Source organism: Taibaiella chishuiensis (assembly GCF_003014535.1).
GTDB lineage: Bacteria > Bacteroidota > Bacteroidia > Chitinophagales > Chitinophagaceae > Taibaiella > Taibaiella chishuiensis.
The window spans coordinates 1,538,319-1,551,670 of record NZ_PYGD01000001.1; the positions used below are offsets into that span (position 1 = coordinate 1,538,319).

At 52.1% G+C, this 13,352-nt stretch carries 8 protein-coding genes; 2 read left to right on the forward strand and 6 right to left on the reverse strand.

Annotated elements, in window-relative coordinates; all coding sequences use genetic code 11:
- Positions 1-27: 27 nt before the first annotated feature.
- A complete protein-coding gene (locus B0I18_RS06515; protein ID WP_106521823.1) occupies positions 28-1,944 on the forward strand; it encodes a T9SS type A sorting domain-containing protein in 1,917 nt (638 codons plus the stop codon).
- A 62-nt stretch (positions 1,945-2,006) separates the two neighbouring features.
- Positions 2,007-3,065 (forward strand): endonuclease/exonuclease/phosphatase family protein, encoded by a 1,059-nt coding sequence (locus tag B0I18_RS06520; protein WP_106521824.1) that lies wholly within the window; start codon positions 2,007-2,009, stop codon positions 3,063-3,065.
- A 36-nt stretch (positions 3,066-3,101) separates the two neighbouring features.
- On the opposite strand, the gene B0I18_RS06525 is transcribed toward B0I18_RS06520, so the two are convergent.
- The 6 genes from B0I18_RS06525 to B0I18_RS06550 all read right to left on the reverse strand — a co-directional run bounded on the left by B0I18_RS06525 (position 3,102) and on the right by B0I18_RS06550 (position 13,348).
- Entirely contained in the window at positions 3,102-3,743 is a 642-nt protein-coding gene (locus B0I18_RS06525; RefSeq protein ID WP_106521825.1) for a response regulator, read from the reverse strand.
- A 79-nt stretch (positions 3,744-3,822) separates the two neighbouring features.
- A complete protein-coding gene (locus B0I18_RS06530; RefSeq protein WP_181358353.1) occupies positions 3,823-4,527 on the reverse strand; it encodes a sensor histidine kinase in 705 nt (234 codons plus the stop codon).
- A 370-nt stretch (positions 4,528-4,897) separates the two neighbouring features.
- Positions 4,898-9,025 carry a T9SS type B sorting domain-containing protein gene (locus B0I18_RS06535; protein ID WP_106521827.1) on the reverse strand — a complete coding sequence of 1,376 codons (4,128 nt, stop codon included), beginning with the start codon at positions 9,023-9,025 and terminating at the stop codon, positions 4,898-4,900.
- A gap of 27 nt (positions 9,026-9,052) precedes the next feature.
- Entirely contained in the window at positions 9,053-11,224 is a 2,172-nt protein-coding gene (locus B0I18_RS06540; RefSeq protein ID WP_106521828.1) for a choice-of-anchor L domain-containing protein, read from the reverse strand.
- Positions 11,225-11,313: 89 nt separating this feature from the next.
- Positions 11,314-12,186 carry a sigma-70 family RNA polymerase sigma factor gene (locus B0I18_RS06545; protein WP_106521829.1) on the reverse strand — a complete coding sequence of 291 codons (873 nt, stop codon included), beginning with the start codon at positions 12,184-12,186 and terminating at the stop codon, positions 11,314-11,316.
- A 505-nt stretch (positions 12,187-12,691) separates the two neighbouring features.
- On the reverse strand, positions 12,692-13,348 hold the full coding sequence (locus tag B0I18_RS06550) for a YceH family protein (protein WP_106521830.1): 657 nt from the start codon (positions 13,346-13,348) through the stop codon (positions 12,692-12,694).
- Positions 13,349-13,352 lie beyond the last annotated feature (4 nt).

A 13,352-nucleotide genomic window follows, 5' to 3' on the forward strand; every position in this document is an offset into this window, starting at 1 on the left:
AAATCCCGGAAGTAACAGTACCATTTCATGAATAGTAAGTATCTTATAGCTGCACTTTTGCTCAGTTCTTTTTACAGCGTGACGCCTGTTGCAGCGCAGGACCATCATGCAGACGATTGTGATGCAGGGGAGCAACAGCTCCGGGCGCGCTCGGAGCGCCAGGCTTTTGAAGACAGTATGGACCTGGTACGTTTTGTACCGGCGGCCCGGCTCAAAACGGGGTATAATGCGATACCCTCCGCAGGCAGCGAGCCAATGTTCCTGCGCCGGCAGCAGGATAAACTTTTTGGGTTTTTTCGCGGCGTAAAAAATGCGGATGTATACCTCGTCACCTTGTCGGAAGCCGGCGCTTCTGTTTACCAACCCTTGAATGGTGTGTCCTATAAAGCGGGCGACAGGATCGGCAAGTCGACGGTTGTAGCCGCCGGCGATGCCACGGCCTTTGTGATACCCGGCCTGGACCCGCATGCTACCTACCAGGTCCATGTATTTGCCGGTAATACCAACAGCACCGGCGGTCTGCGGTATAGCCCGCAACCGGTATACAGTACAGAAAAGGGCACGGATGCCACTACCGTATATAATTATTACTTTGGCAACCTGCATAGCCACAGCAGTTATTCAGACGGCAACAAAGACAATACCAGCCTTACCCCGGCCCAGGACTATGCCTTTGCAAAGGACGCAGCATGTATGGATTTCCTCGGTATTGCAGAACATAACCATTATTCTTTTCCCGGTAACCCGGGCATGCACCGCGCCGATTACCACCTGGGCCTGCAACAGGCTAATACCTTTACCAGTAATAACCCCAACTTCCTTGCCTTGTATGGTATGGAATACGGTGTGATCAGCAATGGCGGTCACGTAGTGATCTACGGTATCGACAGCCTGCTGGGATGGGAAACGATTTCCGGCGCACCCAACTACGATATCTTCGTGGGTAAATATGACTATGCCGGTCTGTTCAATACGGTTAACCGTTTTAAGTCCTTCAACGCTTTTGCTACCCTGGCGCATCCCGATGACGGCGATTACAGCAACCTGCTCAATACCGCGTACCGTGCCCAGGCCGATAGCGCCATTGTCGGATCGGCATTGGAAAACGGACCGGCTTTCAGCGATGCAACCAACTATTCCGATTATCCTTCTTCGATGAGTTACCTGCAGTATTATAAAGGCATACTTGCCAAAGGATATCATGTAGGCCCTACTATCGATCATGATAACCACAACCTGACTTTCGGCCGCACTTCGCGTTCCCGGCTGGTGGTACTCAGTCCGTCGCTGGCTAAGGCCGATTTTATGAAAGCCATGCGCAGCCGCAGTTTCTACGTATCGCACAGCTGTACCGCAATGCTTGATTTTATGGTTTCGGGTATGGCTATGGGTACTTCGGCCCAGCATGCCGGCGAACCTGCTATTGCCGTATCGGTTACCGACGCCTCTTCGGGCCAGCAGCCCAATATCCGGATCTATAAAGGTACCAACGACGGTATCATGGCTTCGATCGTTGCTACGGGTAACGGCAATACCTTTACGTATACCGATAATACCCTCGCCGACGGCCAGACTGCTTATTACTTCGCCGATATCCGGATCGGCAGCCAGCGTACCATTTCATCACCGGTATGGTACTACCGCAACGACGATGCCTCTACGGGTATAGATGAGGTTAAGGCCGCGGTAAACAACGATGCGATCCGGATCCTGGGTAACCCGGTGAAAGATGGTATCCTGAAATATAAGTTCGTTGGTGCGGCCGCTGCCAGCCGTTTGCAGTTGCGTATCGTGGATATGCTGGGCAGGGTGATGTACGAAGAGCAGGCTGCGGGCGGCGAACAGGAGCGCAGAACAGACCTGTCGTTGTTACCGGCCGGTAGTTATGTGCTCCAGGTGTTTACGGCTAAAGGCAATGCTTATGCCCGGTTTGTAAAGTACTAGTGCGCCATGTGGTGTGCTTTTTTACCAAAGCTTAGTTCTCCTAATTTATAAGATATTTATCCATGCGCTTTACTCCATCAGCAGCTATTATCGGCTGTAGCCTGTTGTTCTCCTTTCATGGCGCCTTTGCGCAAAAAAAGGATTACCAGATCAATGCTATCGCTTTTTATAACCTCGAGAACCTGTTTGATACAGTAGACGATCCCGAAAAGATCGACGAGGAATTTACCCCTACCGGTTCCTATCACTATACACCGGCTATTTATGCCCAGAAGCTGCATAACATGGCTACCGTGCTGTCGCAGATCGCTACGGAAAAGGTGCCCGACGGACCAGCACTGATCGGTGTGGCGGAAATTGAGAACGCCAAAGTATTACAGGACCTGATTGCACAGCCCGAACTGAAGGACCGTAAGTTGCGTTATGTGCATTTCGAATCGCCGGATGTAAGGGGTATCGATGTGGGCATGTTGTACAATCCCAGGTATTTTAAAGTATTACAGGCCGAGTCGTTGCCGATCGACATTACAGAGAACGGGAGGAAAGAGTATACCCGCGATATCCTGTATGTAGCAGGTCTGCTGAACGGCGATACCCTGCATGTGATGGTGGGCCACTGGCCTTCGCGCAGAGGTGGTGAGGCTGCCAGTAAATGGAAGCGCGAAAAGGCGGCTTCGGTATGTAAGACTAAGGCCGATAAGATCCGCGCTGTAAACCCCGATGCACGGATCGTGGTGATGGGCGATCTTAACGACGATCCCATAAGCCCGAGCGTTGCCGTAACACTGGGCGCAACAGACCGCGAAACAGCAATTAAGAAGAACAGCTTCTTTAATCCCTGGATCGCTTATTACAAAAAGGGTATCGGTACCCTCGGTTATAACGACAGCTGGAACCTTTTCGACCAGATCATGTTGTCGCCTGCGTTCTTAAAAGACGATACCGGCGGCTGGAACTTTTACAAGGCCGAGATCTTCAACAAGTCGTTTCTGCGCAGCCAGTTCGGCCAGTATAAAGGATACCCGCACCGTTCTTTCTCCGGCAGTACCTGGATCAATGGTTACAGCGATCACTTTCCTACCTATATCTATCTCATCAGGCAGATCAATAAGGAATCCTGATCTTGCCCGCGCCGGGCTTAATATAATAACCGCCGCTTATTGGGCAAGTCCTGTACGCAGGGCATGCCCGACAAGCGCCGCGGTACTGTTCACTTCCAGCTTCAACGATATATTGAAATGATATTGTTTAACGGTATTGGTGCTGATGCCCAGTTCCTTGGCAATATCTTTTTTACTTTTACCCAAAGCGATGAGCTGCAGCACTTCTTTCTCCCGCGGACTTAAAGTAGTCTTTACCGAAGCCTCCCGGGTGCGCCGGTCGCCAAGGTTTGTGATCTTGTCTTTAAGGGTAGGTTCGATATAGATTTCGTTATGGTATACCGCGAGTACAGCCTTCTTCCATTCCTCTGCGGTTGCATGTTTCATAATATAGCCCGATGCTCCTAACCGTAACATGGTGTTGGCGCTGATCGCACTGTCCAGTACACTGATCGCAAGTATTTTGATGCCCGGGTGCGTCTTCTGCAGGTTACGGGCTACCAGGTCGCCGTTCTGGTCCGGCAATAATATATCCAGGAGCAGTACATCTATTTCCAGGCCTTTTTCAAGTTCTTCCTGGAAGGATGTGGCGTTATACCAGGAATGCGTCACTGTAATTGTCTCATCATCCGTAAACATTCTCTTAATACCGTCGACGACTACCGGGTGGTCGTCGAGTATGGCCATCTTTATTTTCATCTTCAATACTTTTTGGTTTCAATTGGCAATGCGTTAAAAAACAGGATCACGAAAAATAACACCGGGTCGTTTTGTTATTTTAAGCCATCGTGTGTTGATAGGGTATAGAAATATGAATGATCGTTCCTTTATCCACAATAGACTCCACGCTCATGATGCCTTCCAGTGAGGCTACCCTCCAGTTGATGTTTTTTAACCCTGTGCCTTTCGATTTCGATAATTTATTGATGCCTTTCCCGTTGTCTTCCACAATCATCTTAACATGTCCGTCGAGTAATACAATATTGATCGCCGCAATAGTAGCTGAAGAGTGTTTAATTATATTCTGAACCAGTTCCTGTACGATCCTGAAAATATTCAGGGATATATCATTATTCACCTCCGACCAGTTCCCGTTAATGTAGAGTTGTATCTCCAGCTTCTTTTCCCTGTTGATCTGCTGGCAAAAATTATTGATCGCTTCTTCGAGACCCTGCAATACAAGCGTTTCGGGAATCAGGTTATGCACGGTATTGCGCAGCTCCCGCGTGGTGCTGTTCAGCATCGTTATGATCTGGTCCAGATCCCTGTCTTCCCCGGCAGCGCAATGTTTGGATTTATACTGTTCCAGTTGCCGGTTCATGGCAAGCAGCATACTGCCTATACCATCATGTAGCTCCCGGCCCAACCTGCTGCGCTCTTTCTGTTCCCCTTCAAACAAGGTCTTCGCCCTAAGCAATTCCTGTTTGTTTTTAATGCCCGAAGTTTTGATACTGTTTAAAAAGCATCTGATTGTAGAATACACGGTCCTTGTTTTTTTAAGTTGATTGGCTACTGGCATTACAGCTGCGAAACTAAACCTGTTAAATAAATTTAACACGGACGCTATCGATTGATAGCGGAATGATAACTTAACAAGCTGTAAACATTTGCTGGCGGCGGCTTACAGCTTGCCCGGCAAAACATGTAATATGTATTTGCCGGGCTTTTTTTACATTCCGGTTTTTCCGATCTGCTTTTGCGACCTGTTTATTACTTTAAGCTGCTGGCTTGTAGTCTTTTATTTGTTTCGTTTCGTTTTTATTGTTTTTGTATCGATGTATAAGCGCTGTGCCTCTTCATCAGTTTTTGTTTCCGGGTCAGGGTAGTTGGATATGTTTTATGTGTTGCTTTTCTTACCGCACCAGGGTGCAGTTACCGCGCATATTGATCGGTTCGCCATTGGCGCATTTACCCGTAATCCGGTAATGATAGTCTGCTATATCTGCCGGCTGACCGTTATTGATCGTGCCATCCCAACCTTTGCTGATATTATACGAGGTAAATACGGTGGCGCCCCAGCGGTTATAGATCTGCAGCACATACTCCGAGGGATGGCCCTGGCTTTCCGGTTTGAATATATCGTTGAGCCCGTCGCCATTAGGACTGAATGCATTGGGCATCCAGATGGCGCAACAGGCCTGCGCTTCGATACTGATCGCTGCTGAATTGCTACAGCCGTTTTCATCGGTGCCGGTAACAGAAACAGCATTGTCGCCTCGGTACAGTACCGCCGTGAAACTGCCGTCGCTATTGGTTTCTACTTCGTTATAAGTCCAGGTGTAGTTTTGTGCGCCCGATGCAACCAGTAATACCGAATCGCCGATACAGTGGTTGCCGGGTTGATCCTGTGCGATGCTCAATACCGGGTGCGGGTGCACGACAATCTCGAGCGATACCACAGAGTCGCAACCATAGCGGCTCCGGTAGTACAGGGGATAAGTGCCGGCAGCGGTATACACCTGGCCGTTAAACAGGAATTCCTCGCCCGTACACATTTCATGCGTTACATGCCCCTGTTCCGGCTGATGCACCCTGATGTTGATAATGCGTACCACACTGTCGCAGCCCGATAAGGCGCTTAAGGTATCACGGAGTGTGGTGTTTTGGGTATAGGTACGCGTTTCGAATACAACGGCGCTACAGCCGGCAGTATCGACCTGGAGCAGCACAGGCAATGCATGGGGTTTGATGTGTACAACCCGGTACAGGCTGTCGCAGCCGCCGGCAGTCAGGAAGGTATCCAGCAACGTTGCCGGTGTGGTATACTCGGTGCCTTCAAACCATACACTGCCACATGCAGCGGTATCGAGGCTAAGCTGCGCGGGCTGAGCGCTGATCTGCAGGTGCAGGGTTACGGTACTGTCGCAGCCGCCGGTGTTCTGGAACACATGGGTATAAGTGCCGGCCAGGGTCAGCGTTTGGTTGCCGAAGCTATAGCTTTCGCCATAACAACGTGCTACACTGATGCTGGCGGTATGTACCGGTTTTACAGTAAGCAATAAGGTAACGAGGCTGTCGCAGCCGTTACCGGCCGTAAATGTATGGTTATAGGTGCCTGCCAGGGTCAGCGACTGGCCGGCCCAGTTATAGCTTGTGCCGGCGCATATCGATGCAGGGAAAGTGTCGATAATCGCGGCGCCCACATTGAGTGTAAGCGTAACTGTACTGTCGCAGTGGTGCACATCCTGGAATACATGTGTATAGATGCCGGAGTTGAACAGTGTCTGATTGCCGAATACATAACCGACCCCGAAGCAGGTCTGCCTGGTTATCGCATTTTGCTGCACCGGTCTTACAAAAAGATGCAGGGTTACGGTGCTGTCGCAACCGGATGCTGCTGTAAATATATGGTTGTAAACTCCCGTGGCGGTAAAGGACTGGCCACCCCAGGCGTAGGTAACGCCTGCACAGGCGGTATCTGCAAACTGGTGGGTTATGGCCGGTCTTACAAACAGGTGCAGGGTTACGGTACTGTCGCAGCCTGCAGTTGTGGTAAAGGCTTTGTTGTAATTGCCGGTGGTGGTATAGGTTTGCCCGGCCCAGGTATAGGTACCGCCATTGCAAAGTGTGTCTGCAAAACTATGGGTGATGACCGGCTTTACGAATAAGTTCAGGGTAACGATGCTGTCGCAACCTGCAGCCGTGGTAAAGTTCTTGTTGTAGTTGCCCGTGGTGGTATAACCCTGTCCGGCCCAGGTATAAGTACCGCCGCTGCAAACGCTGTCTGCGAAACTATGGGTGATGACGGGTTTTACGAATAAATGCAGGGTAACGATGCTGTCGCAACCTGCAGCCGTGGTAAAGTTCTTGTTGTAGTTGCCCGTGGTGGTATAACCCTGTCCGGCCCAGGTATAAGTACCGCCGCTGCAAACGCTGTCTGCGAAACTATGGGTGATGGCGGGTTTTACGAACAAATGGAGGGTGACGGTACTATCGCAACCGGCAGCGGTGGTAAAGCTCTTGTTGTAGTTGCCTGTAGCCGTGTAAGTTTGTCCTGCCCAAGTATAGGTACCGCCGCTGCAAACACTGTCTGCGAAACTATGAATGATGGCGGGTTTTACGAATAAATGCAGGGTAACGGTACTGTCGCAACCTGCAGCGGTGGTAAAGGCTTTGTTGTAGTTGCCCGTGGCCGTGTAAGTTTGGCCGGCCCAGGTATAGGTGCCGCCGCTGCAAACACTGTCGGCGAAATTATGGGTGATGGCGGGTTTTACGAATAAATGCAGGGTAACGGTACTGTCGCAGCCTGCAGCGGTCGTAGTAAAGCTCTTGTTGTAGTTGCCCGTGGCCGTGTAAGTTTGTCCTGCCCAGGTATAGGTGCTGCCGCTGCAAACGCTGTCTGCGAAACTATGGATGATGGCGGGTTTTACGAATAAATGGAGGGTAACGGTACTGTCGCAACCTGCAGCCGTGGTAAAGGCTTTGTTGTAGTTGCCCGTAGTGGTATAACCCTGTCCTGCCCACGTATAGGTAGGGCCGCTGCAAATCGTATCCGCAAAACTGTAGGTGATGACCGGCTTTACAAACAGGTGCAGGGTAACGCTGCTGTCGCAACCGTTGGCAGCGGTAAACGTATGATTATAGTTGCCGCTTGCATTGTAGGTCTGTCCGCCCCAGGTATAGGTAGGGCCGCTGCATATCGTATCTGCAAAGCTATAGGTAATGGCGGGCCGGATAAACAGGTGCAGGGTAACGCTGCTGTCGCAGCCATTGGCTGCCGTGAAGGTATGGTTATACAGGCCTGTTGCCGTATAACTTTGCCCGGCCCAGGTATAGGTGGCGCCGTTACATGCCGTATCGGAAACGTTGTTGCTGATAGCCGGCCTTACAAACAGGTGCAGGGTTACGCTGCTGTCGCAACCGGATTGGGCGCTGAAACTGTGGTTGTATGTTCCGCTTGCGGTATACGATTGTCCGCCCCAGGCATAAGTGCCGTTGTTGCAAATGGTATCGGCAAAGCTGTACGTGATGGCTGGTCTTACAAACAGGTTGAGGTTTACGGTGCTGTCGCAGCCGTTGGCGCCGGTAAAGGTTGCGGTATAGGCCCCGCTTGCTGTCAGGGTTTGCGTACCCAGCAGGTAGCTGCCGCCGTTGCAGATGGTATCGTTCTTAATAACGGTAACCGGTTGCAGTATGGCTATGCCGAGTGCATTGCTGCTTACCGGGCTGGCAGTAATACAGGGCGCATTCGATACCATACTACAGGTTACGATATCGGTTGACGACAAGCTGTTATTGCTGTAGGTATTGGTGTTGCTGCCTACTGGGCCCCCATTCAGGAACCAGGTGTAAACGGGCGCGCTGCCACCGTTGACGGGTGTAGCGGTAAATGTTACATTGGTACCCGCACATACCGGCCCGGCAGGTGCGGCATTGATCGATACTGCGGGTGGGGTGGGTTGCCCTACATCACCGGTGATCCGCAGGTTAGCCGTTTGGCAGGTGCCTGTCGAAGCGGCGGAGCCGTAGTAATACACCCGTACCTTCAACATGCCGGAGCATAGGTACGCCGGTGTGGTTAAGTTCCAGGTATTGTTGGTAAAGTTGCCGCAGCCGGCATTATTGGGGGCATAGTCGGCGCCATTGTCGATCCAGGTAGTGCCGCCGTCCAGGCTGTAGGCCAGGCGGGCCTTGGCAGGTCCCTGGCCACTGCGGCGCATCGATACGGAGATGCTGTTGATCTGTATGTAATAACCCGGTGCAGGGGTGATATTGACATTCAGGGCGGGGCTGGCCGCATTGGCCGGGTTATAGGTGGCATATGCGGGTGCGGTTGTAAGGCCGCTGATGCCGCCACCCGCCGCGCATACGGTATTGGAGCCCCAGCTGCCTACCGTAACCAGGTTAGTGGCGGTAAGGTTGGGCGCAAGGCTGTTATAGGCGCCGTTGGTGGCAGTAGTATAGTTATAGATTACCTGTTGCGCCTGCGCCGGTAATACGAATAACAGCAGTATGCTGAAAAGCTGTAGAAAACGGTTCATCTTGTTGAAATAGGAATAAGCAATGAATTATTTGACCACGAGCACTTCTCCTCTTTTATGCAGTAAGGTGCCGTCTTTACAGAGGTAGGTTACATGATAGAAGTAGTTGCCGAGGTCGACCACTTTACCGTTGAATATGCCGTTCCAGGGCAGGCCGCCGTCTTCCAGGTATACCATCTGTCCCCAGCGGTTAAAGATCTCGACCCGGGTAATACGGGTGCCGTCGTGGACCTTCATTTCGAAGTAGTCGTTCAGGCCGTCCTGGTTGGGCGTAAAGGCTGTGGGGATAAAAATGAAATCGTCGCAGCAGCGTTCCACGGTAACGGTAAACCGGCCGCGTTCGCTTTCGCAGTCGCCGTACGACTGGCTTACATAAAACTGCTGTACCTGCTCTGTTGCGGTATTAATCTGGGGCGCGCCTTCCAGCGGCATACCGCCAAGGGCATCTTTATACCATTTCAGGTTACTGCCGGTTACCGGTATTTTTTTGATCATTTCATTCACGCACACTTTAAGCGGCTCGATCGCGGGCGGTAGCGGGAAGGATACGATATTGATCTGTACCGAATCGCTTACAGACCCGCAGATGCCGCTGCTTACGGTAAAATAGTAGGTGCCGGATTGTGCAACGGAGGGGTCGGGTATTTCGAGTATTTTGTCGGTGACCGTACCATGCGCCGAGGTCCACTGGTAAGTAAAGGCGCTGTTGTCCGGTGCGATCATCGGGGTGATCATGATCGGGGTATGTTCGCAAACATTCACGTCTTCTCCCGCATCTACATAAAGCGGTTTGGGCATGATATTAAGCTGCAGGGCGCCGGTCAGCGTATCGCAGCCGCTGCCTGCTGCAGCATAGGCTTTCAATACATAAGTGGTGCTGGTGGCCGGGTTGGCCAGCGGCGTCAGTATGCCGGTATTGTTGAGGCCTATTGCCGGCGTCCAGTTAAAGGTAAGGCCCGTGCTGCTGTTGCCTTCTATTTGTACATAGTTGCCTTCGCATACTGTCGTGTCGTTGGTCAGCAGGCTCATCTGTGGGGCATCCAGCAACAGTAGGGTGGCTGAGTCGATCACGTTAAGACCGCCGCCGCTGCAGTTAGCAGGCGCCAGTAAGCGGACTATGAGATCGCGGGTGCCGGCCGGCGGTGTTGGCAGCCCGGTTACCGCAACGGTTACCGAGGTGGCATTGGCCGGGATGGTAACTGTGCCGGGTAACGAAGTGTAGTCGGTGCCGTTTACAGCGGTACCGCCAACCTGGTAGTTCAGTACCTGCGGGCTGGGTTTGGCTACCGAACGGCTAAAGGTAAAGCTGCCGGGCAGGCAACCTTTGTACAGCGCCTTGCCGCCGGGCAGGGTTACCGGGCCCTGTGCCGCAACGGAGAAGGTGGTAGACTGCAGGCTGCCGGCTTTTATAAATACGCCGGAGTCGTACAGGCCGTTCTGGGCATCGGCTATGGTGAGTTTCAGGTGGTAAGTATCGCAGGGGTTAACGGAGTGAGCTGCGGTAAGCACCGTGGTAAAGCCCCGGTAGCCTACGGTTGTGCCGCCGGCGTTATTGATGTAATAAGCGGTAAAGGGCGATCCCGCACCCATAGCGGTACAGTTGGGCAGAGAGCCGTAAGTGCCGGGTATGCCGTTGTTGATCGAATTGACGGTAACCGGGATATTGGTGCCCGGTACCCTGGCCATATTATAGGTACCCGCTATGCCGGGCCCTGAAATGAAAAATGCGAAGGCGTCGTTATACGGGCCGCAAATTGAATTAATATACTCTTCCGAACCGAATACATATTCAAATTTAACCGTGTCGCCCTTGGGCACCAGGTCGAATTGCAGCATACAGGCATCTCTCGTGGTCGATGCGCCGGAAAGTGCCGCCAGTGCCGGGTCTCCGTTGGTGTTGTTATTATTGCTGGTGAGGGGTGGTTCTGCAGCGGCTACGGCCATGGCATTACCCGTGGTCAGTACGATACCGCTGTCGAGGCCCAGGTTGCTGGAGGTAACGGTAAAAACACCGTTGGCCGCCGCAGCACAGGTAAGCGTTGCGTTGGTAATGGTAACGCCGCTGCCGGCAAGCCGCTGCGCCAATACGGTGGCGTTCTGGTTGGCGGTTATCGATATCTGGCCGTAAGCAACGGCGCCGGATATAAAAAGCTGCAGCAGGAAAATGGATTTAAGAACAGTGTACAGGTATCGGTTCATAATTGAGATTTGACCGGGTATATTGCGGTGTAAAATGATTTTATCGGCCCCTGGTTACGGGTATGTTATAGATGGATGGCGGAACGGGGTCAGGTGGTGTGCAGGTAGGGGCGTAACAGGTCAAGCTGGTTCAGGCTTCTGATCTTCTCAATGCCATTGTCTTTAATTTGCCGTACACGTTCGCGGGATAAGTCAAAATTGCGGGCAATGTCTTCCAGCGAGCAGGCTTCTTCCCGCCCGATGCCGAAATACATTTTAATGATCGTGCTCTGCCGCTCGGACAAAATGCTGAGGGTGCTGGTGATGTCGCGGTTCAGGGATTCGGTATGGGCAAGCTGCCCGTCGGTACGGCCTGCATTGTGGTTGGGGAGCAGGTCGGCAAGCGTGGTATCTTCTTCTTCGCCCACCGGCGCATCGATACTCAGCTGTTTAAAATTGGTAGCCAGCAGGGCCTCCACTTCTGCGACCGGTATGCCCAGGTAGTCGGCGATCTCGGGGGCCGAAGGGGCACGTTCGTATTGCTGCTCCAACTGGTTGAATACCCGGGCGATCTTATTCTTTAAAGTTACTTTGTTGAGCGGTAGTCTTACAAACCGGCTATGCTCTGCCAGGGCCTGCAGTATCGACTGGCGGATCCACCACACCGCGTAGGAAATGAATTTGAATCCTTTGGTTTCGTCGTAACGGCTGGCAGCGGTTACCAGACCCAGGTTGCCTTCGTTGATGAGGTCACTGAGACCCAGGCCCTGGTTTTGGTATTGTTTGGCCACCGACACCACGAACCGCAGGTTGGCCACAATCAGTTGCCGCGTCGCTTCCGCATCTCCTTCTTTGATCTTCCGGGCAAGCTGTTCCTCCTCTTCGGCAGACAGTAAGCTGGTTTTGGCTATTTCCTGGAGATATTTTTCCAAAGAATGGCTCTCGCGGATAGTAATGGATTTCGAAATCTTCAACTGGCGCATAACACACTGATATTTTATGGCCCCTTGCGGGGAAATGGTCCGGGTGGGCGGCCTGCCGGGGCTGAATCTTTAAGAACGGCTGCCGCTACCTGTAAGGCTCATTTACGGGTGTAAAATTACTGGCCTCCGCCGGGCGTCACTATAATCCATATGTTATGTATGATATTTATTAAACTGTTACTTTCTTGTTTTTAACTACTTGTGCATCGTTTTAAGAATTTGGTAACAGAATCATAATATATCGTTCAGCATGTATTTGTCGGTAAAAATCAAGTGGAAACCGGGATGAAAGATATACGGGTAAAGGCTTCCACAGTCATTAAGGAAGAGTGTGGAAGGGGAGCGTACGACCGGTTAACGCAGGGGTAGGGGCAGGGGAAGGTGTGATGAGATGCCCCGGATATTATTTGTGCGGGAAAGGAGAAAGGAAACGACGTATTCGCTCCGGGTGGAGCAATAAAGGGCAAAAGAAAGAGGCGGAAAATTTTTTCCGCCTCTGTTTATCTTATCCGTTCAGGTCTTTGATCAACTGGTCAAAGGCCGTTCTTAATGCCGCCAGTTCTTCTTCAACAAGGGTCAGCCGGGTTTCCAGTTCTGACCGTGATGCGGGCGCCGGCGCCTCGGATTCCATTTCTTCGGGTTCGATAGCGGCCGGGTCGCCCAGCAGGTGCCGGTAGCGCGCCTCTTTTTGTCCTGCCTGCCGGGGCAGCTGCTGTACAAAGGGCTGGCCGGCGCCGGCCAGTTTTTCCAGTACCTGTTGCACTTCTTCCAGCGAATCGAATTCATAGAGCCGGCCCGAATTAGTGTTCAGTTCACCGGGTGTTTGCGGGCCGCGTAAGGTTAGCATACAGATTACGGCGAGCTCGGCGGGCATCAGTTGATAGATCAGGGCAAAGTTGTGCTTGTACTTTACCGCGCGGCTGGAGCCGCCTGTGGCCGTAGCTACCAGGCCTTTCCGCTTCAGACTGTCGAGGGTCAGTACCACGGTTTGTTCGTCGTATTGTACCACGGGTTTACGCGAGGTTTTCTGGTTGCAGGCCGCCGTAAGGCCGTTTACGGTCATGGGATAATACTCGGGTGTGGTCTTCGATTTTTCCATTAAGGCGCCCAGTACCCGCAGCTCGAACCCGTCGAGCACCGGCAGTTGTTTCTGATCTTCCATAGTT